The 25,381-nt window shown below is 61.9% G+C and carries 30 protein-coding genes; 14 read left to right on the top strand and 16 right to left on the bottom strand.

The window, feature by feature from the left end:
- Positions 1-14 precede the first annotated feature (14 nt).
- On the top strand, positions 15-629 hold the full coding sequence (locus ACM5SV_RS15035; protein WP_222014170.1) for a LysE family translocator: 615 nt from the start codon (positions 15-17) through the stop codon (positions 627-629).
- Positions 630-650: 21 nt separating this feature from the next.
- Positions 651-1,577: a dihydrodipicolinate synthase family protein gene (locus ACM5SV_RS15030; RefSeq protein WP_012758228.1), complete on the top strand. Its 927-nt coding sequence runs from the start codon at positions 651-653 to the stop codon at positions 1,575-1,577.
- Here the strand turns inward: ACM5SV_RS15030 and ACM5SV_RS15025 are convergent.
- Positions 1,562-3,601: an ATP-binding protein gene (locus ACM5SV_RS15025; protein ID WP_222014169.1), complete on the bottom strand. Its 2,040-nt coding sequence runs from the start codon at positions 3,599-3,601 to the stop codon at positions 1,562-1,564. The genes ACM5SV_RS15030 and ACM5SV_RS15025 overlap by 16 nt on opposite strands.
- Before the next feature lie 323 nt (positions 3,602-3,924).
- Between ACM5SV_RS15025 and ACM5SV_RS15020 the strand changes: the two genes are divergently transcribed.
- Positions 3,925-5,715, top strand: a complete 1,791-nt coding sequence (locus ACM5SV_RS15020; RefSeq protein WP_012758226.1) for an acetolactate synthase 3 large subunit — start codon at positions 3,925-3,927, stop codon at positions 5,713-5,715.
- An 83-nt stretch (positions 5,716-5,798) separates the two neighbouring features.
- A complete protein-coding gene (gene ilvN, locus ACM5SV_RS15015; protein WP_017994682.1) occupies positions 5,799-6,371 on the top strand; it encodes an acetolactate synthase small subunit in 573 nt (190 codons plus the stop codon).
- Between the two features lie 80 nt (positions 6,372-6,451).
- Here the strand turns inward: ilvN and ACM5SV_RS15010 are convergent, their stop codons facing one another.
- Entirely contained in the window at positions 6,452-7,300 is an 849-nt protein-coding gene (locus tag ACM5SV_RS15010) for an aldo/keto reductase (RefSeq protein WP_012758225.1), read from the bottom strand.
- Between the two features lie 151 nt (positions 7,301-7,451).
- On the opposite strand from ACM5SV_RS15010, the gene ACM5SV_RS15005 reads away from it, so the two are divergent.
- Complete coding sequence (locus ACM5SV_RS15005; protein ID WP_012758224.1) at positions 7,452-8,045, top strand: LysE family translocator; 594 nt, start codon at positions 7,452-7,454, stop codon at positions 8,043-8,045.
- Here ACM5SV_RS15005 and ACM5SV_RS15000 read toward each other — a convergent pair.
- Together ACM5SV_RS15000 and ACM5SV_RS14995 are read right to left on the bottom strand one after the other, a co-directional pair.
- Positions 8,037-8,513, bottom strand: coding sequence for a DUF2269 family protein (locus ACM5SV_RS15000; protein ID WP_017994680.1), 477 nt, complete (start codon positions 8,511-8,513; stop codon positions 8,037-8,039). The genes ACM5SV_RS15005 and ACM5SV_RS15000 overlap by 9 nt on opposite strands.
- Positions 8,513-9,787 (bottom strand): SDR family oxidoreductase, encoded by a 1,275-nt coding sequence (locus tag ACM5SV_RS14995; protein WP_222014168.1) that lies wholly within the window; start codon positions 9,785-9,787, stop codon positions 8,513-8,515. Before ACM5SV_RS14995 ends, ACM5SV_RS15000 begins: the two co-directional genes overlap by 1 nt.
- A gap of 97 nt (positions 9,788-9,884) precedes the next feature.
- Here ACM5SV_RS14995 and nthA point away from each other — a divergent pair, with 97 nt between their 5' ends.
- The 3 genes from nthA to ACM5SV_RS14980 are packed head-to-tail and all read left to right on the top strand — an operon-like array spanning position 9,885 to position 11,549.
- The gene (gene nthA / locus ACM5SV_RS14990) at positions 9,885-10,538 is read left to right on the top strand and encodes a nitrile hydratase subunit alpha (protein WP_017994678.1); all 654 of its coding nucleotides are present in this window, start codon (positions 9,885-9,887) and stop codon (positions 10,536-10,538) included.
- On the top strand, positions 10,535-11,194 hold the full coding sequence (nthB, locus tag ACM5SV_RS14985; RefSeq protein WP_017994677.1) for a nitrile hydratase subunit beta: 660 nt from the start codon (positions 10,535-10,537) through the stop codon (positions 11,192-11,194). Before nthA ends, nthB begins: the two co-directional genes overlap by 4 nt.
- Entirely contained in the window at positions 11,181-11,549 is a 369-nt protein-coding gene (locus ACM5SV_RS14980; RefSeq protein WP_017994676.1) for a nitrile hydratase accessory protein, read from the top strand. Before nthB ends, ACM5SV_RS14980 begins: the two co-directional genes overlap by 14 nt.
- 3 nt (positions 11,550-11,552) lie before the next feature.
- Here the strand turns inward: ACM5SV_RS14980 and ACM5SV_RS14975 are convergent, their stop codons facing one another.
- The 5 genes from ACM5SV_RS14975 to ACM5SV_RS14955 all read right to left on the bottom strand — a co-directional run bounded on the left by ACM5SV_RS14975 (position 11,553) and on the right by ACM5SV_RS14955 (position 14,225).
- A complete protein-coding gene (locus tag ACM5SV_RS14975) occupies positions 11,553-12,335 on the bottom strand; it encodes an anti-sigma factor family protein (protein WP_017994675.1) in 783 nt (260 codons plus the stop codon).
- Positions 12,332-12,847 (bottom strand): RNA polymerase sigma factor, encoded by a 516-nt coding sequence (locus tag ACM5SV_RS14970; protein WP_012758217.1) that lies wholly within the window; start codon positions 12,845-12,847, stop codon positions 12,332-12,334. Before ACM5SV_RS14970 ends, ACM5SV_RS14975 begins: the two co-directional genes overlap by 4 nt.
- Positions 12,848-12,881: 34 nt before the next feature.
- Positions 12,882-13,262: a hypothetical protein gene (locus ACM5SV_RS14965; RefSeq protein WP_017994673.1), complete on the bottom strand. Its 381-nt coding sequence runs from the start codon at positions 13,260-13,262 to the stop codon at positions 12,882-12,884.
- 165 nt (positions 13,263-13,427) lie between these two features.
- Positions 13,428-13,844, bottom strand: coding sequence for a VOC family protein (locus ACM5SV_RS14960; protein ID WP_003560880.1), 417 nt, complete (start codon positions 13,842-13,844; stop codon positions 13,428-13,430).
- A 45-nt stretch (positions 13,845-13,889) separates the two neighbouring features.
- The gene (locus ACM5SV_RS14955; protein WP_029767744.1) at positions 13,890-14,225 is read right to left on the bottom strand and encodes a cupin domain-containing protein; all 336 of its coding nucleotides are present in this window, start codon (positions 14,223-14,225) and stop codon (positions 13,890-13,892) included.
- Between the two features lie 144 nt (positions 14,226-14,369).
- On the opposite strand from ACM5SV_RS14955, the gene ACM5SV_RS14950 reads away from it, so the two are divergent.
- Entirely contained in the window at positions 14,370-14,945 is a 576-nt protein-coding gene (locus ACM5SV_RS14950; RefSeq protein ID WP_032996432.1) for a MarR family winged helix-turn-helix transcriptional regulator, read from the top strand.
- Between the two features lie 132 nt (positions 14,946-15,077).
- Positions 15,078-15,566, top strand: coding sequence for an RrF2 family transcriptional regulator (locus tag ACM5SV_RS14945; RefSeq protein WP_012758212.1), 489 nt, complete (start codon positions 15,078-15,080; stop codon positions 15,564-15,566).
- A 15-nt stretch (positions 15,567-15,581) separates the two neighbouring features.
- On the opposite strand, the gene ACM5SV_RS14940 is transcribed toward ACM5SV_RS14945, so the two are convergent.
- The 4 genes from ACM5SV_RS14940 to ACM5SV_RS14925 form a co-directional block, all read right to left on the bottom strand.
- A complete protein-coding gene (locus ACM5SV_RS14940; RefSeq protein ID WP_026157422.1) occupies positions 15,582-17,063 on the bottom strand; it encodes a cyclic nucleotide-binding domain-containing protein in 1,482 nt (493 codons plus the stop codon).
- A 152-nt stretch (positions 17,064-17,215) separates the two neighbouring features.
- The gene (locus ACM5SV_RS14935) at positions 17,216-17,632 is read right to left on the bottom strand and encodes a cupin domain-containing protein (RefSeq protein WP_017994668.1); all 417 of its coding nucleotides are present in this window, start codon (positions 17,630-17,632) and stop codon (positions 17,216-17,218) included.
- Between the two features lie 68 nt (positions 17,633-17,700).
- Positions 17,701-18,456, bottom strand: a complete 756-nt coding sequence (locus ACM5SV_RS14930; RefSeq protein WP_222014167.1) for an SDR family oxidoreductase — start codon at positions 18,454-18,456, stop codon at positions 17,701-17,703.
- A gap of 68 nt (positions 18,457-18,524) precedes the next feature.
- Positions 18,525-19,004 (bottom strand): carboxymuconolactone decarboxylase family protein, encoded by a 480-nt coding sequence (locus ACM5SV_RS14925; protein WP_012758208.1) that lies wholly within the window; start codon positions 19,002-19,004, stop codon positions 18,525-18,527.
- Positions 19,005-19,135: 131 nt separating this feature from the next.
- Between ACM5SV_RS14925 and ACM5SV_RS14920 the strand changes: the two genes are divergently transcribed.
- Both ACM5SV_RS14920 and ACM5SV_RS14915 read left to right on the top strand, forming a co-directional pair.
- Positions 19,136-20,059, top strand: a complete 924-nt coding sequence (locus tag ACM5SV_RS14920) for a LysR family transcriptional regulator (protein WP_012758207.1) — start codon at positions 19,136-19,138, stop codon at positions 20,057-20,059.
- 73 nt (positions 20,060-20,132) lie between these two features.
- The gene (locus tag ACM5SV_RS14915; RefSeq protein ID WP_003560862.1) at positions 20,133-21,260 is read left to right on the top strand and encodes an ATP-dependent DNA helicase; all 1,128 of its coding nucleotides are present in this window, start codon (positions 20,133-20,135) and stop codon (positions 21,258-21,260) included.
- A 103-nt stretch (positions 21,261-21,363) separates the two neighbouring features.
- Here the strand turns inward: ACM5SV_RS14915 and ACM5SV_RS14910 are convergent, their stop codons facing one another.
- Positions 21,364-22,056: a MerR family transcriptional regulator gene (locus tag ACM5SV_RS14910; RefSeq protein WP_012758206.1), complete on the bottom strand. Its 693-nt coding sequence runs from the start codon at positions 22,054-22,056 to the stop codon at positions 21,364-21,366.
- A gap of 450 nt (positions 22,057-22,506) precedes the next feature.
- On the opposite strand from ACM5SV_RS14910, the gene ACM5SV_RS14905 reads away from it, so the two are divergent.
- The gene (locus tag ACM5SV_RS14905; protein WP_012758205.1) at positions 22,507-23,259 is read left to right on the top strand and encodes a pyridoxine 5'-phosphate synthase; all 753 of its coding nucleotides are present in this window, start codon (positions 22,507-22,509) and stop codon (positions 23,257-23,259) included.
- 357 nt (positions 23,260-23,616) lie between these two features.
- Here ACM5SV_RS14905 and ACM5SV_RS14900 read toward each other — a convergent pair whose 3' ends face one another.
- Positions 23,617-24,522, bottom strand: coding sequence for an SDR family oxidoreductase (locus ACM5SV_RS14900; RefSeq protein WP_180691116.1), 906 nt, complete (start codon positions 24,520-24,522; stop codon positions 23,617-23,619).
- Positions 24,523-24,645: 123 nt separating this feature from the next.
- Between ACM5SV_RS14900 and ACM5SV_RS14895 the strand changes: the two genes are divergently transcribed.
- Positions 24,646-25,062: a winged helix-turn-helix transcriptional regulator gene (locus ACM5SV_RS14895; protein WP_180691117.1), complete on the top strand. Its 417-nt coding sequence runs from the start codon at positions 24,646-24,648 to the stop codon at positions 25,060-25,062.
- Between the two features lie 48 nt (positions 25,063-25,110).
- Here ACM5SV_RS14895 and ACM5SV_RS14890 read toward each other — a convergent pair whose 3' ends face one another.
- Positions 25,111-25,344: a DUF6429 family protein gene (locus ACM5SV_RS14890; protein WP_180691118.1), complete on the bottom strand. Its 234-nt coding sequence runs from the start codon at positions 25,342-25,344 to the stop codon at positions 25,111-25,113.
- Positions 25,345-25,381: the final 37 nt, after the last annotated feature.

Genomic DNA, 25,381 nt, shown 5'->3' with positions numbered 1-25,381 from the left:
TGGAAAAGACACAAATGCAGGATCTTCTCGTCGTCTACATCGCCTACGCAATTGCTGCAGGCAGTCCCGGACCAAGCAACATGGCCATTATGAATGTGGCAATGCGGCAAGGGCGTCGACCGGCGCTCGCCCTTGCCGCCGGGGTTATAACGATGTCGACATGTTGGGGGCTGGTTGCGGTCACCGGCATCTCGACACTGCTGGTACGCTATGCCCATGCCCTGCTGTTTCTCAAGATTGCAGGCGGATTGTATCTTCTCTGGCTCGCCTGGAGGGCGGCACGCTCGGCAGCAGCCCCGGATATGCCGGCAAGCGAGGTCGTCCGGCCTGCCGCGCAACTTGGCGTGCTCTATCGTCGCGGCGTTCTGATGCATCTCGGCAACCCGAAGGCGGTTCTGGCCTGGGTGGCGATCATGTCGCTCGGCCTCAAGCCGGGCGCTTCGCCGGAGATGGCCGTCACGGCATTCGGCGGCTGCGTGCTCTTGGGCATCTCGATATTTGCCGGCTATGCCGTGCTCTTCTCGACGGCACCGATGGTGCGCGGCTACGCCCGTGCGCGGCGGTGGATCGAGGGCAGTCTCGCCGTCTTCTTCGCCGGTGCCGGATCGCGCCTGCTGTTCTCACATTGACCGGATTTTCAGGATCGCATCATGTCTGTCACTTCTCCGTTTCATGGTCTTTCGGCCTTTCCGCCCACGCCCGCCAATAGGGAGGGCCGGGTCGACACCGAAGCTCTCGGCCGCCTGCTGGAACGCCTGTGTGATGCAGGCGTCGCTTCGATAGGCCTTCTCGGCAGCACCGGGATCTACGCCTTTCTCACGCGCGAGGAACGACGGCGAGCCGTCGAGGCTGCGGTCGAGTGCGTTCGTGGTCGTATTCCCCTCGTCGTCGGCGTCGGCGCTCTGAGGACAGACCATGCCCGGAGCCTGGCGAGGGATGCCGAGGCCGCCGGTGCAGATGCTCTTCTGCTTGCGCCGGTGTCCTACACGCCGCTGACCCAGGACGAAGCCTACGAGCATTTCCTGGCGGTCACCGAGGCGGCGAATCTGCCGCTTTGTATCTACAACAATCCCGGCACGACCCACTTCACCTTCGGCCGGGATCTTCTGCAGCGCCTGTCCGATATCGAGACGATCAGGGCCGTGAAGATGCCTCTGCCTGCTGACGGCGATTTCGCAGGCGAGTTGGCGGCATTGCGAGAGAAGACCAGGCTTGCGATCGGCTACAGCGGCGACTGGGGCGCGGCCGAAGCGCTGCTTTCAGGTGCCGACGCCTGGTACAGCGTCATCGGTGGCTTGCTTCCGCGCGTCGCCCTTGCCCTGACCAAGGCTGCGATTGCGGGCAAGGGCGGGGAGGCGCACCGGCTCGATGGTCTCCTCGAACCGCTCTGGAAAACGTTCAAGGCGTTCGGAAGCCTTCGCGTGGTCTATACGCTGGTCGACCTTCTCTCACTCGCCGGGGCAGAGCTCCCACGCCCTCTCTTGCCGCTCGGGCCGATGGACCGGCAGCGTGTGCTCGACGCCGTCGAGCCTCTGATCGCCCTGGAGAGCGAGCTGAAGCGTCAATCCTTGTTGTAAAGGCTGCTCAGCGGTTTTTTCAGGATGCTTTCGCGCAGCGACGTGCCGGGCTCCCGGCGGGAGACCGTGGGCTGGTCCGCCGGTGGTGCCGGTCGGGGAAAAACCGGCTCGTCGCGGCGCATCTCGCGGCGAAGCGCGTCCAGCCGGGGATCGATTGCGGGTGACGTGGCCGGGTCCAGCCGCGGCGTCTGCGGTAGCAATTCCCGGCGGTAGGATTCGAGCGGCGCGGAGGCAGGCGGCGCGGCGGAAGAGGCGGGCGGCGTGTATGGCTTCGCGTCAAGATCCTCGTCGGCTGCGTCGGTCTCGTCGAAACCTGCCACGGACGCGGCATAGTTCTGCTGGAAATTTGAAATGTCGGGCCCGACGGTCACCGCCCGCATGCGGGTGACGATCTTGCGCAGATCGACCGTATCCGGATCTTCCTCACTCTGCTTGCTGTTGGCGCTGCTCGCCTTCGGCAGCAGGTTCTCCTCGACGCGGGAAAAGCGCATGCGCATCGGCACGCTGATCGCCTCACCGAAGGCGATCGCTTCGCCATTGCCGATCGAGGAGATGAAGCTTGTCGTCGAGATCGACGAATTCGGGATGGCCGAGCGGATGATTTCCTGGTCGCGGTCGTTGGCGAGGCGCATGGCAAAGAGCGTCGAGCACTGCGACAGGATCGTCTGGTCGAGCTCGCCCGGGCGCTGGGTGATGATGCCGAGCGAGACGCCGTATTTGCGGCCTTCCTTGGCGATGCGGGCGATCGCCTGGCGCGTCGGCACGAAGCCGAGGCTCGGATCGGAGGGGATATAGCGGTGAGCTTCCTCGCAGACGACGAGCATGTGGATGGCGCCCTCGCTCCACAGCGCTACCTCGAAGGCCATGCGGCAAAGCACCGAAGCGACCGAATTGACGACCTCGGAAGGAATGCCGGCAAGCTGGAAGGCACAGATCGGCCGGTTCTCGCCGGGGATGCGGAAGATCTGCGCGATGGTGTCGGTGATGGTGTCGGTGATCGTGTTGTTGGAGAACATGAAATGATAACGCGGATCATTGATTGCGGCGATGATGCGCATCTTCAACGAACGCAGGAAGGGTTTTTCCGAACGGCCTTCCAGGCGACCGATGCGCTCGTCGATCAGCGCCAGCAGATCGGCCATGCGGTAGGGAACCGGCGTGTCGGCGGTGATCGAACTCTTTTCGGTCGTGCGGCGCACCAGTGAATTGTCGCTACCACGGAAGGCGCGCTTGGCTTCCGGCAGGATATCGCGCAGCATGTCGAGCTCTTCGGGCACCGGCGGGCGGCCGCGAAAGACGACTTCGGCGAACTCCTCAAGCCGCATCAGCCAGAAGGGCAGATCAAGCGTATCGGTATCGATGGTGACGGCGTGCTGAGGAAAGGCGGCGGCGAATTCGTTATGCGGATCGAGGATCAGTACACGCAGCTTCGGATCCGCCGCGATCGCCTTGTGCAGGAGCAGCGACACGGCCGTCGACTTGCCGACGCCGGTCGAGCCGACGACGGCGAAATGCTTGGAGAGCATCGAGGGGATATGGATCGCCGCATCGATGCTATCGTCCTGCGTCAGCTTGCCGATGACGGCGGTCGTACCCTGGCCGGCATCGTAGATGCGCATCAGGTCGGCGGATCGGATGCGGTGGGCGATGGCGCCGAGATAGGGATAACGCGAGATGCCGGTCGAGAATTCCTCGCGCCCGTCCTCGTCGACACGGACTTCGCCGAGCAGTTCGGTCTCGATCTTGAAAATATTGTCCTCGCCTTCGCCCCAGGCGTGGCTGCCGGTGTTCATCTGATAGACGAGCGCGACGACGCGATTGCGGCCGACGCTGATCGAAATCAGCCGGCCCACGGACCAGAGTTCGGTAAGATCGGTGCCGCCCTGTTCGGCGACGGCGGCAATCGTCGCCCGCGAACCGCTGCATGCAACGACGCGGCCGAGAAAGCGATTTCCCGGCGCATGGCCATCGCGGCGATCATGCTCGCCTGCCTTGCCAGACGTGCGCAAGTCGTTGTTGAGCAAAGGGCTACTCCATGCAGTAGCGTAGAAGAATAAAGTCGATCCTTTAACAAATCCTTCATCCTATCGATTTTCGGGGATGCAGGCGTGGGGCAGTTTTTTATTGCGGCATGCGTTGACGCTGCGAAATTTTCTGTCTATCACTTCCGACCATGAAAATCGCAACGGCTCTTATCGTGGTGGGAAAGCGCATGGGCAGGATGGTGTAACCATCCGGCGATAGCCACCCATGCGCTAGATGACAGGCTCCTCAGGGGCCTTTTTTTATGCCCGAAATTCGGGCTTCCGGCCACAAACGCAATCCCAGCATCAAACGGAACAGACAGATGAGCACGGACAATCAGGCGGCAGGCAATCGGATGACGGGAGCGGAGATCGTTCTCAAGGCGCTGAAGGACAATGGCGTCGAACATATTTTCGGCTATCCCGGCGGCGCGGTCCTGCCGATCTATGACGAGATCTTCCAGCAGGAAGATGTCAAGCACATCCTCGTCCGCCACGAGCAGGGGGCAGGCCATGCGGCCGAAGGTTACGCCCGCTCCACCGGCAAGGTCGGCGTCATGCTGGTCACCTCGGGTCCGGGCGCTACCAATGCGGTCACGCCGCTGCAGGACGCGCTGATGGATTCGATCCCGCTCGTCTGCCTGACCGGACAGGTTCCGACCCCACTGATCGGTTCCGACGCCTTCCAGGAATGCGATACGGTCGGCATCACCCGGCCCTGCACCAAGCACAACTGGCTGGTCAAGGATGTCAACCAGCTTGCCGCCGTCATTCACGAGGCCTTCCGCATCGCCCAGTCCGGCCGTCCAGGCCCCGTCGTCGTCGATATTCCGAAAGACGTGCAGTTTGCGACCGGCACCTACACGCCGCCCGCCGATTACGCGATCCAGAAGAGCTACCAGCCGAAGATCCAGGGCGACCTCAACCAGATCCATGCGGCGATCGAACTGATGGCGAATGCGCGCCGTCCGATCATCTATTCCGGCGGCGGCGTCATCAATTCCGGCCCCGAGGCTTCCAAGCTGCTGCGCGAGCTGGTCGAGCTCACCGATTTCCCGATCACCTCGACGCTGATGGGCCTCGGCGCCTATCCTGCTTCGGGCAAGAACTGGCTGAAGATGCTCGGCATGCACGGCTCCTACGAAGCCAACATGGCGATGCACGACTGCGACGTCATGGTCTGCATCGGCGCCCGTTTCGACGACCGCATCACCGGCCGTCTCAATGCCTTTTCGCCGAACTCGAAGAAGATCCATATCGATATCGATCCATCCTCGATCAACAAGAACGTCCGAGTCGATATCGGCATCCGCGGCGATGTCGGTCATGTCCTCGAAGACATGGTCCGCCTGTGGCGGGCGCTGCCGAAGAAGCCGGAGAAGGGTCGCCTCGACGACTGGTGGACCGATATCGCCCGCTGGCGGGCACGCAACTCCTTCGCCTATACGAAGAGCAATGACGTCATCATGCCCCAGTATGCGCTGGAGCGGCTCTTTGCCCACACCAAGGACCGGGATACCTACATCACCACCGAGGTCGGCCAGCACCAGATGTGGGCGGCGCAGTTCTTCGGTTTCGAGCAGCCGAACCGCTGGATGACCTCGGGCGGCCTCGGTACGATGGGCTACGGCCTGCCGGCCGCGCTCGGCGTGCAGATCGCCCATCCCGACAGCCTCGTCATCGACATTGCCGGCGACGCCTCGATCCAGATGTGTATCCAGGAAATGTCGGCGGCGATCCAGCACGACGCGCCGATCAAGATCTTCATCATGAACAACCAATATATGGGCATGGTGCGTCAGTGGCAGCAGCTGTTGCACGGCAATCGCCTGTCGAATTCCTATACGGAGGCGATGCCCGATTTCGTCAAGCTGGCGGAGGCCTATGGTGCCGTCGGCCTGCGCTGCGAAAAGCCGGATGCGCTTGATGACACCATTCTGGAGATGATCGAGGTCAGAAAGCCTGTCATCTTCGATTGCCGTGTCGCCAATCTCGCCAATTGCTTCCCGATGATCCCCTCGGGCAAGGCCCATAACGAAATGCTGCTGCCGGACGAAGCCACCGACGAAGCGGTCGCCAATGCGATCGACGCCAAGGGCCGCGCGCTCGTCTGACATTTTTAATTTGCGCATGACCCTTTCCGAAAATCGCTTTCGATTTTCAGGGTTATGCGGCAGGGAAGAGGAAACTCAAGACCATGAACGCACACCTACAGCCCACGGGCTCCGCTTACTTCATCTCGCCGGAAACGGCGGCGGTCGAAAGCCACACGCTTTCGGTTCTCGTCGACAACGAACCGGGCGTTCTTGCCCGGGTCATCGGCCTGTTTTCCGGCCGCGGCTACAATATCGAGAGCCTGACGGTCTCCGAGACCGAGCATCAGGCGCATCTTTCCCGCATCACCGTCGTCACACGCGGGACGCCGCAGGTGCTGGAACAGATCAAGGCGCAGCTCGAGCGCATCGTGCCGGTACATCGCGTCGTCGACCTGACTGTGCGCGCCCGCGAACTCGGCCAGGACCGGCCGATCGAGCGCGAAGTGGCACTGATCAAGGTGATCGGCGAGGGCGAGATGCGCGCCGAGACCCTGCGCCTTGCCGATGCCTTCCATGCCAAGGTGGTGGATGCGACGGTCGGTCACTTCATTCTGGAGCTCACCGGCAAATCGTCGAAGATCGATCAGTTCGTGGCGATCATGAAGCCGCTCGGCCTCATCGAGGTGTGCCGTACCGGCATTGCGGCGATGAACCGCGGCGTGCAGGGGATGTAAATAATACAGCCCGGACATGTAAGGATCACAGCCCGGGCATCTAAGACCGATGCTGCAATGATTGCGAAAGCCGCTGGAGATCAAAGCATCTCCAGCGGTTTTTTCTTTGTGGGCGGCGGAAAGGCGGCGTCGATGGCATCCCAGTCGTCGTCGGTGATTTCGAGCGAGACGCAGTCGCGGTTTTCCGCCGCGCGTTCGGCATTCGAGGTCTTCGGCATGACGATGACGCCGTCGCGTTCCAGCAGGAAGGCGAGTGCCAGCTGAGCGGGTGTCGCCTGATAGGCCTTGGCGATGCGGATCAACTCGGGATGGTGCAGGATATTTCCCTGTTCGATCGGCGAATAGGCCATGATGGGAATGCCTCGGTTCTGGCACCAGGGCAGCAGATCGAATTCGATGCCGCGGCGGGAAAGGTTATAGAGCACCTGGTTGGCGGCGACATTGGCGCCGTCGGGCACTCCGAGCAGTTCCTCCATGTCGTCGGTGTCGAAGTTGGAGACGCCCCAGGCGCCGATCTTGCCGGATGCCTTCAGCATTTCGAAGGCGGCGACGGTCTCTGTGAGCGGATGGTCTCCGCGCCAGTGCAGCAGATAGAGATCGATGCGATCGGTACCCAGCCGTTCGAGACTGCGCTCGCAGGCCTCAATCGTGCCTTTCAGGCTGGCATTCCAGGGATAGACCTTGCTGACGATGAAGACCTCATCGCGCCGGCCCCTGATCGCCTGGCCGACGATCTCTTCGGCGCCACCGTCGCCGTACATTTCGGCGGTGTCGATCAGCGTCATGCCGAGATCGATGCCGGCCCTGAGGCTTTCGATCTCGGCCCTGGCATGACCGGCATCCTCACCCATCGCCCAGGTGCCCTGGCCGAGCGCCGGCACCTCAGTGCCATCAGGGAATGTGATCGATGGAATCGGGTCGTCCTGCATGGTTTCTGTCCCTTCGACAGGAGATTGGGCCGGGTCGCCATCTTTCAAGTAATCCTGTCACCATGACAATGATGTAATGGCACCGGCGGCTTAGGACAGTTATGCTGACCTAAATAAACAGGCCGCGGAAAAGCTGGCTTCGGGAGGTCGCATGCCGCTGGATACATTTCTCGCCCTCGTTCTCTTCGCCTTCACGACCTCGATCACGCCGGGACCGAACAATATGATGCTCTTCGCATCGGGCGTGAATTTTGGCTTCCGCAGGACGATCCCGCATATGTTCGGCATCGGTGTCGGTTTCTTCTCGCTGCTCATCGGCGTCGGCCTTGGGCTCGGCGCGCTGCTGCACACGGTGCCTATTGTCTATACGGTACTGAAATTTGCGGGCGGCGCCTATCTCATCTGGATTGCTTGGAAGATTGCCTCGTCGCGCTCGCTGAGCGAAGGCAGAAGCGGCGTCGAGCCGATGTCCTTCTCGGCGGCGGCGGCCTTCCAGTGGGTCAATCCGAAAGCCTGGGTGATGGCGGTCACCGCGATGGCGACCTACACCAATCCGCAACTCTACCTAGTGAGCGTGCTGATCGTTGGTCTCGCTTTTGCGGCAGTCAATGTGCCCAGCGTTTCGACCTGGGCCGGCTTCGGCTCGGCGCTGAGGGAATGGCTTTCGGATCCGGTGCGACTGAAATGGTTCAATATCAGCATGGCGGTGCTGTTGGTGCTAAGCCTCTGGCCAATGCTAAAATAGAGTGATTGCGGGCTTCATGAGCATCAGCCAGAGAATGCCGATGACAGCGAAGAAGGCCGGAAAACCGCAGGCGAACCAGATGCGGTAGAGGCTGAAATAGCCTGGCGGCAGGGCTTTTCCCGCCGCTGCTGCGGCGCGGGCGAGGTCGCGCAGCCGGATCTGGATCCAGACGACCGGCAGCCAGAACAGGCCGGTCACGACATAAAGCAGCAGCGACAGCGCAATCCATCCCTCCGACAGTTCCCAACCGATCGACCGGGCCAGCAGATAGCCGGTCACCGGCTGGAGAATGGCTGCGGTGGCGGTGAAGAGGGTGTCGGCGATGACAACCGTGCTGGCGACATGGGCGATCAGACGGGGATCGCGGGTTCGGTGCGCCATCACCATGAAGAAGGCGATGCCGGCGCCGGTGCCGAAGAGCACGGTCGCGCCGATGACATGGGCAAGCAGCAGCCATTCCTCAATCATCAGCGTTCATCCAGCGTGGCAAGTGCGGTGAGCGTCAGCAGGATCGATGGCAGCACCTTGACGAGGGGACCGAGAGGATCGAGCCAGAGCGCGGGTTCGAGCAGGCTGGCACCGGCAAGATAGGCGAACGACACGGCCAGCATGCCGAGAAGGGCACGTTTTGCCAGCGGGCGAAGGAGGACGGCGGCGCCGAGAGCTATGTCGGTCAGGCAGGTTGCAAGCGTCAGCGCCGTTGCTGCAGCCTCAGGCATGAACGGCAGGAAGTGAGCGGACGTCTGCTCCAGCGCCAGCAGCGGGATCAAACCTGAGAGCAGCCAGAAAACGGATAGGCCCGATATGGCTAGCGGCTTCAGGAGATAGAGCCTGGCAAACCAGAGATCCTGTACGCCGGACGGATTGGCCGAGAGCGCTGCGGCCGCGGATGTCGCAGCAAGGCCGCTCCGTGTTTTTGAGCTCCGCACGCCTTCGGACATGACAGTCATCGCCGTCGAGCGCAGCGGCGAACGCCAGCCGAGCAGTCCTGATAGATCGGCCAGCCACGTCACCGGGCCGGCAAGCCAGCGGGGGAGAGCGAACATGCGGGCGGGCGGCAGGCCGAGCCACTGCCGATGCAGGCGGACGAGATCGGCGAGCGTCAGAACGTCGTCGGCGGCCAGATCTATATCGCCGGAGATGCCGTCGGAGACCGCCCGCGACACGGCTTCCGCCACATCGTCCACCGAGAGTGTTTCGACCGGACTTTCGGCATGGACCAAGGGCAGCACACAGGGGAAGGCGGCAAGCGCCCGCAGCAGCGCCGAACCGCCATGGGCATTGCGGCCGAGAACGAGGGCAGGGCGCAGGATGAGGTAACGCAGGCCGCTTGCCGCCAGCGCCTCGTCGGCCCGCCGCTTGGTGGCGAGGAAGGGAAGAGCACCCGCCGCTCCCGCTGTCCTTGCCGATATCTGTACGATCAGCGGGCGCGACGAGCGTTTTGCGGCGGAATAGAGTGCCAGCATCGCCTCTGCCTGGGTGGCCGACAGATCATCAGACAGGCCGTCCTGCAGGGCGCCGGCGCAATTGACGACGACATGCTGATCCTTGAGGATCTCGTCCCAATCCGCCGGTTTCGTCATGCGCGAGAGATCTGCACACCGCCAGTCGATCGCCGGCTGTTTCAGGCGCGCACGCGCGGGATTGCGACCGATGCCGGTGACGGCGTGGCCGTCGGCAACGAGCCGGGCCGCGACGACGGAGCCTATGAAGCCGGTTGCGCCGAGAATCAGAATGTTCATGGCAGGAGATTAGCGGAAAAGCGCATGAGACATAGAAGGGCTTGGCGGGCCTGTGGCGTATGATAGAAATAGCGGGCAGTTTCGGGAGGGCTTCGCCTTGCACGACCATGACGACAAACATGCTCACGGAGATGAGCACGCCCACGGGCATGATCACGACAACCATTATTCCGATATGCAGGCGCGCGTGAAGGCGCTGGAAACGCTGCTGACGGAGAAGGGGCTGATCGATCCAGCGGCGATCGATGCCATCGTCGAGACCTACGAGACGAAGGTAGGGCCGAGGAACGGCGCGCATGTCGTCGCCAGGGCCTGGAGCGATGCCGATTTCGCCGACTGGCTGAGGCGCGATGCGACGGCGGCCATCGCCAGCCTCGGTTATACCGGCCGGCAGGGCGAGCATATGCGGGCCGTCTTCAACACGGCCGAGACCCATAATCTGGTCGTCTGCACGCTCTGCTCCTGTTATCCTTGGTCGGTGCTCGGCCTGCCGCCGGTCTGGTACAAGGCGCCGGCCTATCGTTCGCGCGCCGTCATCGATCCGCGCGGCGTGCTGGCCGAATTCGGCGTGACGCTGCCGGAGAACAAGAAGGTCCGCGTCTGGGATTCGACAGCGGAGCTGCGTTATCTCGTCATTCCCGAACGGCCGGAAGGTACGGACGGAATGGACGAGCAGACGCTCGCCGGCCTCGTCAGCCGCGATGCGATGATCGGTACGGCGGTTGCCCGCAATCCGGAGAGCGCCTCATGAACGGGCCGCACGATCTCGGAGGGCAGATGGGCTTCGGACCTGTCGCGCCCGAAAAGGACGAGCCTTATTTCCATGCAGAATGGGAAAAGCGGGCGCTCGGCATCACGCTTTCCTGCGGCGCTTTCGGCGCATGGAACATCGATGAAAGCCGGCATGCGCGCGAGAATATTCCGCCGGCCGATTACCTCGCCGCCAGCTACTACGAGATCTGGATCCGCGGCATCGACAAGCTGCTTGAACGGCATGGTTTTGCGACGCGCGCGGAATTGCTGTCCGGCCATGCACAGCAGCCAGGAGCCGTTCCGAAGCGGGTGCTGAAGGCGGACATGGTGTCCGGCGTTCTGGCGAAAGGCGGCCCTTGCGATCGTCCTGTTAAGACCGCGCCGCTCTTTGCGGTCGGCGAGACGGTGAGGACGAAGAATTTCAATCCGCTGACGCATACGCGCCTGCCGCGTTATGCCCGAGCCAAAACAGGCGTGGTCGAGGCAGTGCAGGGTGCCTTCGTCTTTCCCGATGACAATGCGCATGGCGAGGGCGAAAATCCGCAATGGCTCTATACGGTCGTTTTCGACGGCGCGGAGATCTGGGGCGAGGATGCCGATCCGACGCTGACCGTGTCGATTGATGCCTGGGAGAGTTATCTTGAACCGGCATGAGATATCGCCGCTGACGCAGTCGCCCGGACTGCCGCGGTCGCCGGAAGGCGAGCCGGTCTTTCCCAAGCCATGGGCGGCCGAAGCCTTCGCCATGACCGTGCACCTTAACGCCAAAGGCCTGTTCAGCTGGAGCGAATGGGCCGCGACGCTGTCGGCGCAGCTGCACAAGCCAGGCCGGGCCGAAGATGGCAGCGACTATTTTGACTGCTGGGTGGCCGCACTCTCGGACCTCATCGTCAACTGCGGCGTCGCCGATGCGGATACGATCCTGGCGCTGCAACAGAGTTGGCAGCGGGCGGCGGAAGCGACGCCGCACGGACGGCCGATCGAGCTTAGCAACGACCCCTCGCGCTGATCCTTAAGACGGGAATTGCCGGTAGCACTCCTCGGCCACCTCCCGCAGTGTTTCGCGGGAGATTTCGCCGGTCACGGCATAACCGAGTTCGCCGTCGATCCAGTAAAAGGTTTCGAGATTGCCCGATGAGGCGAAGCGGAAGCTCGTCGTGCGGTTTTCCGTGTTGCGACCGACCATGACGGTCAGGCGCTCGCCGGCCTGGTTTTCATACATGAACATGGCGCCCGGCCTGCCGTCGACCGGCAGCAGCCGGCCGCCGACCAGCTTGAAGCCGAGCGGCTGCAGGTTCGGGATCTTGAGGTCCTGGATTGCCAGGCGCTTGCCAAGCCAGGTGGCGAGGTGGACCTCTTCGTTTGCGAAGACCTCGACGGGATGGCGAACCTCGGCGGCATAGACCGTGAACGCGGTCTGGGCCTGTTTCGGCAGGGTCTCGGAGCCGGCAAGCTGCAGCTCCGGCTTTTCCAGAAGTGCCGGGCCATAACGGCCGCTGACTGCTCCCAGCGTGAAGACGACGAGCGCTGCGGCGGCGATCGCCCAGCGTTTCGGGCTGGTTTGTACTGCGGACGGGGGTGAAACAAGCAGCGGATCGGTGTCCTTCGCTCGCTCATAACCTGCAAATAGCGAGCGGATTCCTGTATTTTGTGCCTGCCATTCGGCGACCATTGCCGCCTCGTCGGGATTGTCGGCTAGGAAAGCCTCGATGCGGGGGCGCGCCGTTTCCGGCAACTGGCCGTCGGCATAAGCGTGAAGGTCGGCTTCGGCGACGCTCGGATTGGTCTCGTTCATTTCGGTCTCCGAAGCGTAATGATGTTGTCGGCCTTCAATCGTTCGGCGACGCGCCGGCGGGCGCGCGACAGGCGCGACATGACGGTGCCGATCGGGATATCGAGCGCGGCGGCGACCTCGCCATAGGTGTATCCCTCGATGACCACGAGCATCAGCACGGCGCGGTGTTCCTCTGAAAGGCTGTTCAGCGCATCGTCCAGCCGGGCACGTTCCAGCGGATCGGCCGGCGGTTCGGGCGCGGCCAGATTGTCTGCGGCATCGAGCTCGACAAGGCCGTCGCGCGTCTTGCCGCGCCGGCCGTTGCGGTAGAGATTGGTCATGATGGTCAGGACCCAGCCGCGCAGGTTGAGGCCGCGCCATTGGCCGCGGCGCGTGAGAACCTTCTCGACACAATCCTGGAGCAGATCCTCGCCATCGGCATCCGAGCGCGTCAGGCTGCGCGAATAGCGTCTGAGTGAGGGCAGGAGGGCCAGGATCTGGCCCTCGAAGGTTTCGGGTGCGGGTGTTTTCACGCCGGCAACTCGCTTGTGATCGGGATCTTGGCGATCAAGGCTTGGCGAGATCCCAGTTGCCGCCGACGCCATCGCCGGTGATGTCGCCGGCCTTCTTGTCCTTGACCCAGTAGTAGAGCGGCATGCCGTCCTTGGCCCATTGCTTCGTGCCATCTTTGCGATCGACGATCGAATATGCACCATCAGCCTTGGCATCACCAGCGGCCATCAGCGGCGGCCAGTTTTTGGCGCAATCGTCGTTGCAGTTGGAAACGCCTTTGGCGTCCTTCTTGAAGGTGTAGAGCGTCATGCCGTTTTCGCCGGCAAGAACCTTGCCCTTGGCGGATTCGACTTCTTTGACGGGAGCAGCGGCGAAAGCAGCGGTCGCGGCAAGGGCGGCGGCCGCCACGACGGACAGGAATTTCACGGATTTCATGGTGTCTCTCCTCAGATTGGGCACGCAATCTTGCGATACCTGACATGAGACACGAGGCGAGGCGGTTTTATTCCATGGGTGGGAAAAGTTTTTAAGACGAGTGAGGCGGATGGAAGCCCGCCGCACCTGATGCCATGCCGCAGATCAATGTGGCCGGTGTTGCCGCTATTCTCCGGTGGTGGACACTGCCGCCATGTCGACCCAGACCGCCTCGAACATATGGCCATCGGGATCCTCGAAGGCGCGGTTGTAGAGCCAGCCCATGTCGGTTGGGGCGCGCGGATCGGCCTTGCCGCCGGCGGTTGCTGCCGCTTCGACGATGGCGTCCACCGTTTCGCGGCTGTCCTGTGCCAGGGCTAACAGGACCTCGCTGGTCTTCTGCGCTTCGGCAACCGGCTTCGGCGTGAAGGTCGCGAAAAAATCGCGCGTCAGCAAGTGGAAGATGATGGCGTCGGACCACACCATGTTCGACGCCTGATGGTCGCTGAACTGTTCGTTCTTCGTGCATCCGATCGCTTCGTAGAAGCGGGTCGCAGCAGCAATGTCTTTCACCGGCAGGTTCACAAAGATCATCTTGGGCATTGCAGTTTCCTCCTCTTCGGTTGTTTTCCAGGGGACAGTCTCGCCTCACAAGAACTCTTGCACGATCGTGTCACTGGCATGAATGCAGACGATTTCGAGCCGTCCCATGCCGACATTCTCGAAACGATGCGGAACGTTGGCGGCCACGACGACGATATCGCCCGGAAAGGCGCGGGTCGTGGTCTCACCCACGGTGAATTCGGCCTCGCCCTTCCTGACCGCCCAGGTCTCTGAATAGGGGTGGACATGCAGGCCCGGCCCCTGACCCGGTTCATTGTCAACAATGAAGAGCGAGATCTCGCCGCCGTAGTCGCGGCCCTCGAAGCGGACCGTCCGGCTCTGATCGGGTTGTGGCTCCTGGTGGCGAACTATCCTGAACATCACGTGCCTCCCGCTCGTGCCGTTTGCGAATGCAAAGTATCTTCGTGAGAAGATATATTCTTAAAAGTATCTTCCTGTCAAGATATCTTCCTTGACTCGAATGGAAGGTGTATGTCTCGGCTGTGGTGGCATATGAGGCAGAGAATGATGAATGGGACTGAAGGGGACCGCGACCGCCCCAGGGACGGTGACCGCCCCGGGGAGGACCACGTCGACCGGCTGCGACGGCAATGGGCGCTGGAACTGCCCGACCTCGACACGGAGCCGATGGCGATCCTGGGGCGGGCCTTTCGATTATCCAACCTGGTGCGTCCCAGCATCGAGGCGACCTTCGCCGATTTTGGCCTCGACCGCGGCGAATTCGACGTGATCGCAACGCTTCGCCGTTCCGGGCCGCCTTACCTGATGACCCCGACGGAGATGTATTCGGCGCTGATGATCTCCTCGGGAGGCCTGACCCACAGGCTTGACCGGCTGGAGAAAGCGGGACTGATCCGCCGCGAGAAATCACCACGCGATGGGCGCAGTGTGCTGGTGGCCTTGAGCGAGGCGGGTGCGGCACTCGCCGAAAAGGCCTTCCGCACGGACATGGCGAGCGAATCCTCGTTTTTGCAGGCTCTTGATGGAAAGGAGCGCGAGGCGCTTGCGGCGCTGCTGCGCAAGCTGATCGCCGGAATTGAAAATGAGCAGGCGCGGGGAGAGGACGAGCAGGCGGGCTGAGGGAGATCGGAGCCCGCATCGCCGTTCAGGCAACAACACGCTGCTTTTGCAGCTCATTTACATCGTGTCGGTTTTCGGATATGATATATCCTTAATTCCATTGGCAGAGCCAGCCATCACACGAGTTGCTGAATGATCCTGAAAAGCCAGGTCGAGTGGGCGCTTCACTGCTGCGCCATTCTCGCGGGCCTGCCAGAGGGCAGGTATCTTTCCACCAAGGCGCTCGCGGAGCTTCATGGTCTGCCGAAGGAATATCTCTCCAAAGCACTGCAGAGCCTTTCGCAGGCATCGCTGGTCGAGACCACGCTCGGTCCGAGTGGCGGCTACAGGCTTGCCAAGACCCCCTCGGATATCAACTTTCTCGAGATCGTCGAGGCGGTCGAGGGGAAGGCCCGCAGCTTCACCTGTACGAACATTCGGGCGAACAATCCCTGCCGGCCGGAAGGATATTGCGACAGCAAGCCATGCGCGGTTGCGCGCATCATGTGGGAGGCCGACGAGGCTTGGCGGGATACGCTGAGGCGCGTCCGGCTTTCCGATCTGGTCGGCACCTTGTCCGAGGAGGTGCCGGCCGACATTTGGCGGAGCACGTTCGAATGGGTGCTCAAGCGCGCCGGCTGAGCAGGATGCCGGTCTCTATGCCTTGAAAATAGTCCTGATCGTCTTCAGGATCGCATGGGCGCTGCGGGCATGTTCCGGGGGCAAGGAGGCGCCATTGCGGAAACGCTCGGCGCGGCTGGCGAGGTGGTCGGCGATTTCTTCGGCCAGCGCCGGGCGTTCGCTTAGCAGCGGCGCGAAGGCCTCCTGGTCGATCTCATAGGCGGTCACGGGGGTCAGAGCCTCCAGAGTGCAGACTTCCTGCATACCGGCGAGCAGTCCGGTCTCTCCAAAAAAGTCGCCCGGCGCGAGCCGTCCGCGTTCCTCGCCTGCGTTCCGCGCCGCGATGATGCCGGCGCGCACCATCATCAGTGAGGGGAGCATTTCGTCCTCCTGCACGATCACATCGCCCTTGCGGAACTCCCGGACAGTCGTGGTTTCGGCGAGCCTGCGCTTTTCATCTGATGTCAGCGTCGTAAAGACCGGAATGGCCTCGATCAGGGCGAGCGGCGTTACGCTCGGCGGCTTTGCGCTTTCTTCCGTCGGCAGATCGGCGGTCAGCACCGTCGCCGAGGGCGGAATGGCCAGCAGCAGGCCGGCGGATTTGCAATGGCGATAGACGAGATCGAGCACCTCGTTCCGCGCCGGCACCCGCTGGCTCGGGCTTGTCACCCGAAACTGCAGCTCGACCTCAAGCGCCGTGGCATCCAGCCCCTTCAGTGCCACGACCGGCGGCGGCTCGCGCACGATCGAATTGCAGCTCGCAAGAGCCGTTGCCATGACGTGGCGGACCGATGCCGGCATGCGCGTCGGGGCGATGCGGATGGTGAGGATCAGGAGATGGCTCTCGTCCGGCCGGCTGACATTCGTCAGACCGAGCTTTGCCAGAAAACTGTTCGGCAGAACGACGACATTGTTGCCGCTGGTCAGGATGTGTGTCGCACGCCAGTTGCTTTCGACGACGCGTCCCTCGGTGCCGTCGCTGAGAAGGATCCAGTCGCCGATGATGTATGGCCGGCCGAGTGTCAGAGCGATGCCGGAGAAGACATCAGCGAGCGTGTTCTGCAGCGCCAGGCCGAGAATGATGGCGACCACGCCCGAGGTCGCGACGAGGGTTCCGATCGGCACGCCGAAGACGAAGGCCAGAACCGACAGGGCCATGCCGATATAGACGACGCCGATGACCAGATCCTGGAGCAGGCGGGCCTCTCGCGGACTGCCCTCCAGCACCAGATAGAGCCTGATAAAACCGATGACGGCCCATGCCAGATGGATCCACCAGAGGGTTTTTGCGACGATGACGAGCAGGGCCCGCGGGTCCTCGGACTCATATCCTTGAAACCGGTGGGGTTCGATGCCGCTGCCGACGAGGATCAGCGTCATCACTGCAAAGAAGAGGATCTGCACCACCAGCCGCGTCGTCGGCCGATGACGGGAGAGCAGATGCCAGACGACGATACCGGCGAACCCGACTGTTATCAGGGATATCAGAGGTTTGCCGAAGAGGGCGTCGTCAATCATCTCTCTGTCTCCGGGTGCTGGCCGCACATGATTCAGCATCTCGGCCGCCCGCGCAAGCATCAGGCCCGTGCGGGCGGTATCGCATCGTGGGTTGAAAGTGTTACAGCGTCCTTTGCGCGTCTGAAAGACGCGCGGCGCTGTAATGCGGATCGTCACTTCTTGAGCGGATAGGTCAGCTCTTTCTGGTTGGTCTCGACGACGAAGACGGCGAGCAGGCGGGCGGGCTTGGTCTCGCTGCCGTTGGCGCTGACGCCATGACGGTCGCCCGGCATTTCGGAGAAGCTCTCTCCGGCATGATAGACCTTGACCGGGCCGTCATTGACCTGGCTGCGGATCGCTCCTTCGAGCACGGTGGCATAGATGAAGGCGGTGTCGGGATGGGTGTGGCCTTCGGAGAAGCCGCCCGGGCCGTATTCGACCAGCACGCCTTTGATGCTCTTACCCGGCACGTTCGGAAGCTCGTGCTCATAGACGAGTGTCACCTTCGCAGACTCGCTGCTGTCATGGGCGCTGACGCCGGTGGCAGCCGGAAAGGCGAGGGCGGCGGCGAGGAAAAATGTTCTGATCATCGGTATCTCCATGGTTGCTGGGTCGGGGGAAGACGCGCCCGAGCGGTCGCGTCTCGAGGGCACGTCAGTCATGTCGGCTGGATGGACTTTGCGAACCACTGCTCGAAGGTAATCGAGCCGAGCCGCGGGTTGTTGTCGGAAACGAGCGACTGATCATTCAGTCTTGCGCCGAAATATCTCGCCTCGACATCAGCCTCGGTGGTGCGCGGGTCTTTCATGGCCTTCAGATAGCGGGCGACGAGCTCGCTGAGGCGCGCCCGTTCCGGACCCGCGATCTCGAGCGTCGCGTTGGCGGGAGCAGAGAGGGCCACGTCCGCCATGGCGTCCGCCACGTCGTCGGAAGCAATCGGCTGCACATAGGCCGGCGACAGGTGGACCGTCTGGCCGACCGTTCCCGATCGGGCGATGCCACCGAGGAATTCCATGAACTGCGTCGAATGGACGATGGTGTAGGGAATGCCCGATGCCTTGATCAGTTTTTCCTGGGCAAGCTTGCCGCGGAAATAGCCGCTTTCCTGCAGACGCTCGGTGCCGACGACGGAGAGGGCGATATGGTGCTTGACGCCGGCGAGTTTTTCGGCGGCGAGAAGATTGCGGCCCGAGGTCTCGAAAAATTCGAACACGGCCTTATCCTCGAAGGACGGCGAATTGGCGAGGTCGAGCACGACTTCGGTGCCCGAGAGCGCCTCCGCCAGTCCTTCTCCCGTGATCGTGTTGACGCCGGAGTTCGGCGAGGCGGCAATCACGTCATGGCCGCGTTTGCGCAGGCGTTCGACAGTCTTCGAACCGATTAGGCCGGTTCCGCCGATGACAACGATTTTCATAATGGATCTCCGTTCGCTGCCGTGGTACGGCAGCGTCAAAGGTGAATCTTCTCAATGAATTGCGCGGTTTAGTTCAGGCCAGCCTTATCGAGGCCGTAGGCCTTGTCGGCCGTGCCGGGCACGGTCTTGAAGCCGACATTGACGCGGTTCCAGGCGTTGATCGCCATGACGACGAAAGTCAGATCCGAGATCTCCTTCTCGGAAAGCTGGCCGCGCACCCGTTCGTAAATCTCGTCGGGAATGCCGCCCTCGGGAAGCTTCGTCAGTGCTTCGGTCCAGGCAAGGGCTGCACGCTCGCGGGGGATGAACAGGTTCGATTCCCGCCAGATGGCGACGTGGTAGAGCCGCAGTTCCGTCTCGCCGAGGATCTTGGCCTGCTTCACATGCATATCCAGGCAAAAGCCGCATCCATTGATCTGCGAAGCGCGGACCTCGACGAGGGCCTGCAGCTTCTCGTCGATCACGCTGCTCTTCAGCGCCATGCTGAATTCCATGAATTTCTTGAAAAGCTCGGGGGACTGTTGGGCGTAGTTCAGTCGCTGGGTCATGTGCCTCTCCTTTAATTAAGGATATTAAATATCCTTATGGATAGAAGATATCCTTAATTGCTGGACTGTAAAGCCATTCTCGCTTAGTCTGGCTGCATAAAGCCTATGCGCAAAAGTATGAGGGACAGGGGATGGATATCGTTTCGGCATTGCGGACCTTTCAGCGCGTTGTGGAGACGGGTTCGTTTTCGGCGGCGGCGCACGATCTCGACGTGACGCAGCCGGCGGTCTCGCGACAGGTTGCAGCCCTCGAGGGCCATTTCAACACCCGCCTCCTGCATCGCACGACGAGCGGCCTGTCGCTGACGGCAGAGGGGGAGCGGATGCTGCCGATGGCGCTGCGGATTCTCGAAGCGGTTGAGGAGCTCGGCGATGCGGCCGGATCTGACGGAACCACGGCCTCGGGAAAGGTCAGGCTCAGCGTTCCAGCACCACTCGGCCTCTATCTCAGCGAGCGGCTCGGCGATCTTCTCGCCGCCCATCCGAAGCTCTCGGTCGAACTCATCTTCAGGGAGCAGGGCTCGGATATGATCGAGGAGCGCCTGGATCTCGAAGTGCGCTTGGGCCAGGTCGCCGACAGCAGCCTCGTCTGCCGGCGGATCGGCTGGACGACCGCCTTCCTCGTTGCATCTCCCGCCTATCTCGCACGCAGGGCGGCTCCCCGCGCACCGAAGGAGATCAAGGACCATGAATGCCTGTGCTACAACAGGGCAGGCGAGGCCAATACCTGGTCCTTCTCGAACGGTTCGGAAGACATATCGGTCCGGATCTCGCCGCGGCTGACCGCCTGCAATGCCGTCGCCATTCACCGGGCAGCCCTTGCCGGCGCGGGTCTTGCGGTGCTTTCGCACATCATCGCGATGCCCGATATCGCCGCCGGCCGGCTGGTCCCCGTGATGAAGGATTTCCAGCCGAGCCGGCTGCCGGTTACCGTCGTCTATCCCTCGCGGCGCAACATGCCGCTGCGCGTCAAGACGGTTCTGGATTTTCTCACCGGAGCTATGGGGCAGGACCCGTCGATGTGCGCCAGCGGCGCGGACCGGCAGTGGAACTGATGATCGTCCGGCCGGGCGATTTGCCGTTTTCCGCCTTGCCTAAATCCCGCGAATCCTGCCAAGTCCTGCGATCATGCAATTTGCGCCGCAACAAGATGAAGCCCTGAAGGCTGTTTCGAAATGGCTGAAGGAAGGGCGCTCGCCGCTCTTTCGCCTGTTCGGCTACGCCGGAACGGGAAAGACGACGCTTGCCAAGCATTTTGCCGAAAATGTCGACGGCGACGTGCTGTTTGCCGCATTCACCGGCAAGGCGGCGCAGGTGCTGCGCTCGCGCGGCGCCTCCAACGCCCGGACGATCCATTCGCTGATCTATCGGCCGCGCGGCGAGGAGGCCGTGGAAGACGAGGAAACAGGCAAGACCTCGATCGCGCCGATGTTTTCGATCAACCGGCAAAGCCCGGTCGCCAAGGCGGCGCTGATCATCGTCGACGAATGCTCGATGGTGGACGAGGCGCTCGGCAAGGATCTGATGAGCTTCGGCACGCCGATCCTGGTGCTCGGCGATCCCGGCCAGCTGCCGCCGGTCACAGGCGGCGGCTACTTCACCAATCAGGATCCGGACTACCTGCTCACCGATATCCACCGGCAGGCGCGCGACAATCCGATCATCAAGCTCGCCATGCAGGTGCGCGAAGGCAATGAGGTGATGTACGGCGATTACGGCACGGCCAAGGTGATCTCGAAGAACGAGGTGACGCAGCAGCTGGTGCTCGATGCCGATCAGGTGCTCGTCGGCACCAATCGCACGCGGCGGCGCTACAATCAGCGCCTGCGTGAGTTGAAAGGCTTCAATGCCGATTATCCGCAGACCGGCGACAAGCTCGTCTGCCTGCGGAACGATCCGGCCAAGGGCCTGCTCAACGGTTCGCTCTGGCAGGTGATGACCTCGTCCAAGGAAACGACGAAGCCCGGCATCAATCTGCTCGTCCGCCCTGAGGATGACGACATGGACCGGGGAGCGGCCAAGATCAAACTGCTGAAGCAGGCCTTTGAGGATGTCGAGGGCGAGATTCCCTGGAACACCCGCAAACGCTACGACGAGTTCGACTTCGGCTACGCGCTGACCGTTCACAAGGCGCAGGGTTCGCAATGGAACGATGTCGTGCTCTTCGACGAGAGCTGGGCGTTTCGCGATACCCGGGAACGCTGGCTCTATACAGCAATCACGCGCGCGGCAGAGACGCTGACGATCGTCCGCTGATCTCGATCACACTCGTGATCCCAGTCGCACCCGCGCGAGGTCTCATTCGCCATCTGGAGTGGTGTGGAAGAAACGGTGGCGGCCGTATCTTGGGCGGATGGTACTAAGCCTGCACGATGCCGAGCAGAACTGCCTTGGCGATGGCCTGGAAGCGGTTGTTGGCGCGGAATTTCAGGATGATTCCGGCCTCCAGGTCACGGGTTTCGTCATGCTTCAGGTCGAGCGCCCGGGCGATGCGCTGGGTGGAATAACCCTCGGCCATCAGTTCCAGGCAACGCCGCTCCTGTGCGGTCAGGCTTGCACTGTCCTGATTGTCGTTTAACGGCGGCTCCTCGATGCTGCCGTCGTAGTCCAGGAGGTCGCCGACCTGCTGGAGCTGGCGGTGCAGCGTCGACATCTCTGCCGTCAGTTCGCGCTTGCGCACCTGCAGGGCCTCGCGGAACATTGCCTCGGCCGTCTCCTGCGAATCAGCGTTGCGGAGTTCGCCCATCAGTTCCTGGATGACGGCGATCGGCATACCTGTATCGCGGCAGACCGTGATCACGGCCATGCGCATCACATCGTCCTGGCCGTAGACCCGCATCAGGCCGATGCGGTTGGCTGAAATCAACCCTTTCTCTTCATAGAAATGCAGTGTCCTGTGTGTGACGCCGAATGCGTTTGCCATGTCGGCAATAGGCACCGGGCCATCAGGTAGATCCGGCGGCAGCGCGGCTGAAGGCAGGAACCGATATCTCGATCGGGCCTCCGAAGCGATACCGGCGGTGGCAAACAGGCGTTTGGAACCGTCTGGCATGAACCCTCCTGGGGCATGTTGTTGCACCTCATGCGGCTTTGCCAGTTGCTTCCCATGCGCGGCGAGTGGGGTTTCCTCTAGGCGTTCTTCTCATTGGGAAAGAAGCAGTACGCGGCGTACTCTACGCAATACGATCTCCACGTTATGCGTGAACGATCTTTTTTATAAGTGCTAAAAATAATCTCTTTTAAATGGGATAGCAACTTTACCGGCATATTTTGCCGGGTCCTTGGGTGTGTTGCACAAAAACCTGTGCTGCACTGCGGGATCTCGCGGTTCTCTTCAAAGGTGACGGGATTTACTATCTGCGGTACGCGTGCGGCAAATGCTCAGCGTAATTTCGGTGCCCATCAGCGATTGGCATCGCATCCATTTGTGAATCTCGTTGGCCATCGCGGAGCACTTGGCTTAAAAGCAGGCCTCCCATTTCCGTGACCGATGGATCTCGCCATGCCCGCCAAGCTCTCCGTGAACCTCAACGCCGTCGCGATGCTGCGCAACCGGCGCGACCTGCCCTGGCCGAGCGTCGAAGCGCTCGGGCGTATCGCGCTGAAATCCGGTGCGAGCGGGCTGACGGTGCATCCGCGCCCCGACCAGCGGCACATCCGCTTTTCCGACCTGCCTGTGATCCGCAACCTGATCGACGACGAATTCCCCAAGACCGAGTTCAATATCGAGGGTTATCCCACAGAGGAATTCTTCGAACTCTGCGCCGGCGCGGCACCCGAGCAGGTGACGCTGGTGCCTGACGATCCCGCCCAGGCGACCTCCGATCACGGCTGGGATTTCCGCAAGCACCAGGCGTTCCTGACCGATGCCGTCGCGCGGCTGAAGACGATGGGATGCCGGGTGTCGCTGTTTGCCGATGGTGACGGGGACGCACAGGCGGTTGAGATCGCCAAGGCGGTCGGCGCCGATCGGATCGAACTCTATACCGGCCCCTATGGCGGTTGCTTCGACGCACCGGAGCGGGCAGGCCCGATCCTTGAAGCGCTTGGACGGACGGCGGATGCGGCCCTTGAAATCGGCCTCGCCGTCAATGCCGGCCACGATCTGACGGTCGAAAACCTGCCGGCGCTGGTCAGGCGCATTCCCCAGCTTGCCGAGGTCTCGATCGGTCATGGGTTGACCGCCGATGCGCTGGAATACGGCATGGCGGAAACGGTGCGGCGCTTCTGCCGGGCTTGCGGGCAGGTGGTTTGAGGAAGGTCGTTTTCTTCAACGCTTTGACTGGAAGCGGGTTATTACGTTTTGGGCCCTGAGTCAGACAGTGCGTCTTGAAGGAAGAGTCTCCCGCGCCCAAGGACTTGGGCGCGCTGGATTCCTATGACAGGCACAGGAATGAGGATGGGAGAGGTAGCGCTTCCCATCAACCGTTGTCTCAATGTCGACGGGAAATTTTGGCGAAGGCGTTTAATTCACCCTCCCTCATTCCTGTGCCTGTCACAGGAATCCAGCCACGGCGCGGCTGCGCCGTGAGCGACTCATCTGACCTGATGAGGGATCCAGAATCGGAGTTCGCTCATCCCTGCGACTAGCGCAGGGACACAGCGAAAGGCTTCAATGCGCAGCATTGCCTGAAGTCGTCAGCGCCGCCTTGTGCTCCACGAAGAAATCCTTCAGCGGCTGCGGCTGTTTGCCGGTCAGCTTGGTGAAGTCTTCGGTGACGATGTCGAACTTGCCGGCGCGGGTGTTGGCGTCGGCAGAGACCAGCATGTCAGCGACAAAACCGGGGAGGCCGGCGCCGCGCATGCCCTGACCGAGCTGCTCATCATTGACGTCGACGACCGCGAGCGGCTTGCCGGCGACGTCGGAGACGATGGCGGCGATCTGCCGGTTGTTCAGCGATTGCGCGCCGGTCAGCGTATAGGTGGCGCTCTCGGATGTGCCGGAGGCAAGGGCTGCGGCGATCGCCAACGCGCAGTCGTCACGCGAGATGGTGGAGATCTTTCCGTCGCCGGTGGCGCTGTACCATTTGCCGCCCTGCAGATTGTGCGGCATCCCGTGCAGATAGTTGTCGTGGTACCAGGCATCGCGGATGATCGTATGGGCGATGCCGCTTGACTTGATGGCGTTTTCGCTGCCGAGATGATCGGGCGCGAAGGTGACGAGCGAATTGTCCGGCGCCGGCATCGAGGTGTAGGCGATGTGCTTGACGCCTGCTTTGACTGCCACCGCGATGGCACCCTGGTGCTGGGCAAGGCGCTTGCCGGGGGTGTCGAGCGCATCGGTGCTGATGATCAGCAACCGGTCGACGCCGGCGAAAGCCTCCTCCAGACCAGCCGCGTCATCGAAATCGGCCTTGCGGGTGACCACCCCCTTTTTTTCGAGTTCGGAGAGCTTTTCGGGGCTGCGGGTTGCCGCAACGATGCTGCCGGGAGCGACCTTGTAGGTCTCGATGAGGTGATGGATGACACGCTGTCCGAGCTGCCCAGCAGCGCCGGTGACCAGGATGGTTTCGCTCATACGTCGTTTCCTTCTGTGTTGTGCTGGTGGTCTCAAAAAGAGAGTAACACTAGAATAGGAATTGACTTGACGGTGTAAAGGAGGCAGTTTTTCGGCTGTACGTTACCAAAAGGGAACCAGCAGATGAGCGGTGCAGTCCTCAGTTTGAAGAACAGGATGCCGGGGACGCGGCGCGAGATCGATCTTGCCGGCCTCGATTTCGGCAACTGCCCGGTCAGGGACATGATGCAGCAGATCGGCGGCAAATGGTCGACGCTGCTCCTCGATGTGCTGGCGGATCGGCCTTATCGGTTCGGCGAGCTGCGGCGGATGATCCCTGATATTTCGCAGCGCATGCTGACGCAGACGCTGCGCGACCTGCAGAGGGACGGTTACATCCACCGCGAGGTGTTCCCGACCAAGCCGCCGAGTGTGGAATATTCGATGACCGAACTCGGCCGCTCGCTTTACCAGACGCTGGCGCAACTGTTGAACTGGGCGGAAGCAAACCATGATGCCGTTCGCGCCGCCCGTTCGCATTTCGATTCCGTCAGCGGCTAGTACCGTTGATAAAAGCGAATTTGGCGTTTCTGGAAACGGAAACAGCGATTATTTGGTTGGCCGCATAAACAGAGCGCGGAATAATTCCTCCGATCGTCGCAAACCTTCGTCGCTCAGAACCACAGACTTGGCCTTGCCTGCGGGATTTGCAATCAGACCTTTCTGATGCAAACGGTCCATCACGCCCCAGTCAAAACCCTTCCAGGCGCGGTCTCCGTCATACAGCGTCAGCCACAACAATGCGAGCACAGCATCGTCGATTTTCTCTTCGTCTATCTCCATGCCGGAATCCCATGCAAAAAGGCGAAAATTCTGCAGC

The sequence above is a fragment of the Rhizobium sp. CRRU65 genome (assembly GCF_048551595.1).
Lineage (GTDB): Bacteria > Pseudomonadota > Alphaproteobacteria > Rhizobiales > Rhizobiaceae > Rhizobium > Rhizobium leguminosarum_J.
The sequence above is the reverse complement of the archived record's forward strand: the minus strand, read 5'-3'. Positions and strand labels throughout refer to the sequence as shown.

What these genes read in the sequence shown, in the direction of transcription:
- ACM5SV_RS14950 (WP_032996432.1), top strand. Translation starts at nt 14,370, where the DNA reads ATGATGAATGGGACTGAAGGGGACCGCGACCGCCCCAGGGACGGTGAC.
- ACM5SV_RS14920 (WP_012758207.1), top strand. Translation starts at nt 19,136, where the DNA reads ATGGATATCGTTTCGGCATTGCGGACCTTTCAGCGCGTTGTGGAGACG.
- ACM5SV_RS15020 (WP_012758226.1), top strand. Translation starts at nt 3,925, where the DNA reads ATGAGCACGGACAATCAGGCGGCAGGCAATCGGATGACGGGAGCGGAG.
- ACM5SV_RS14945 (WP_012758212.1), top strand. Translation starts at nt 15,078, where the DNA reads ATGATCCTGAAAAGCCAGGTCGAGTGGGCGCTTCACTGCTGCGCCATT.
- ACM5SV_RS14890 (WP_180691118.1), bottom strand. Translation starts at nt 25,344, where the DNA reads ATGGAGATAGACGAAGAGAAAATCGACGATGCTGTGCTCGCATTGTTG.
- ACM5SV_RS15030 (WP_012758228.1), top strand. Translation starts at nt 651, where the DNA reads ATGTCTGTCACTTCTCCGTTTCATGGTCTTTCGGCCTTTCCGCCCACG.
- ilvN (WP_017994682.1), top strand. Translation starts at nt 5,799, where the DNA reads ATGAACGCACACCTACAGCCCACGGGCTCCGCTTACTTCATCTCGCCG.
- ACM5SV_RS14960 (WP_003560880.1), bottom strand. Translation starts at nt 13,844, where the DNA reads ATGCCCAAGATGATCTTTGTGAACCTGCCGGTGAAAGACATTGCTGCT.
- ACM5SV_RS14975 (WP_017994675.1), bottom strand. Translation starts at nt 12,335, where the DNA reads ATGAACGAGACCAATCCGAGCGTCGCCGAAGCCGACCTTCACGCTTAT.
- ACM5SV_RS14910 (WP_012758206.1), bottom strand. Translation starts at nt 22,056, where the DNA reads ATGCCAGACGGTTCCAAACGCCTGTTTGCCACCGCCGGTATCGCTTCG.
- ACM5SV_RS14905 (WP_012758205.1), top strand. Translation starts at nt 22,507, where the DNA reads ATGCCCGCCAAGCTCTCCGTGAACCTCAACGCCGTCGCGATGCTGCGC.
- ACM5SV_RS14900 (WP_180691116.1), bottom strand. Translation starts at nt 24,522, where the DNA reads ATGAGCGAAACCATCCTGGTCACCGGCGCTGCTGGGCAGCTCGGACAG.
- ACM5SV_RS14955 (WP_029767744.1), bottom strand. Translation starts at nt 14,225, where the DNA reads ATGTTCAGGATAGTTCGCCACCAGGAGCCACAACCCGATCAGAGCCGG.
- ACM5SV_RS14935 (WP_017994668.1), bottom strand. Translation starts at nt 17,632, where the DNA reads ATGATCAGAACATTTTTCCTCGCCGCCGCCCTCGCCTTTCCGGCTGCC.
- nthB (WP_017994677.1), top strand. Translation starts at nt 10,535, where the DNA reads ATGAACGGGCCGCACGATCTCGGAGGGCAGATGGGCTTCGGACCTGTC.
- ACM5SV_RS14895 (WP_180691117.1), top strand. Translation starts at nt 24,646, where the DNA reads ATGAGCGGTGCAGTCCTCAGTTTGAAGAACAGGATGCCGGGGACGCGG.
- ACM5SV_RS14995 (WP_222014168.1), bottom strand. Translation starts at nt 9,787, where the DNA reads ATGAACATTCTGATTCTCGGCGCAACCGGCTTCATAGGCTCCGTCGTC.
- ACM5SV_RS15005 (WP_012758224.1), top strand. Translation starts at nt 7,452, where the DNA reads ATGCCGCTGGATACATTTCTCGCCCTCGTTCTCTTCGCCTTCACGACC.
- ACM5SV_RS15035 (WP_222014170.1), top strand. Translation starts at nt 15, where the DNA reads ATGCAGGATCTTCTCGTCGTCTACATCGCCTACGCAATTGCTGCAGGC.
- ACM5SV_RS15000 (WP_017994680.1), bottom strand. Translation starts at nt 8,513, where the DNA reads ATGATTGAGGAATGGCTGCTGCTTGCCCATGTCATCGGCGCGACCGTG.
- ACM5SV_RS14915 (WP_003560862.1), top strand. Translation starts at nt 20,133, where the DNA reads ATGCAATTTGCGCCGCAACAAGATGAAGCCCTGAAGGCTGTTTCGAAA.
- ACM5SV_RS14930 (WP_222014167.1), bottom strand. Translation starts at nt 18,456, where the DNA reads ATGAAAATCGTTGTCATCGGCGGAACCGGCCTAATCGGTTCGAAGACT.
- ACM5SV_RS14940 (WP_026157422.1), bottom strand. Translation starts at nt 17,063, where the DNA reads ATGATTGACGACGCCCTCTTCGGCAAACCTCTGATATCCCTGATAACA.
- ACM5SV_RS14965 (WP_017994673.1), bottom strand. Translation starts at nt 13,262, where the DNA reads ATGAAATCCGTGAAATTCCTGTCCGTCGTGGCGGCCGCCGCCCTTGCC.
- ACM5SV_RS15010 (WP_012758225.1), bottom strand. Translation starts at nt 7,300, where the DNA reads ATGCAGGACGACCCGATTCCATCGATCACATTCCCTGATGGCACTGAG.
- ACM5SV_RS14925 (WP_012758208.1), bottom strand. Translation starts at nt 19,004, where the DNA reads ATGACCCAGCGACTGAACTACGCCCAACAGTCCCCCGAGCTTTTCAAG.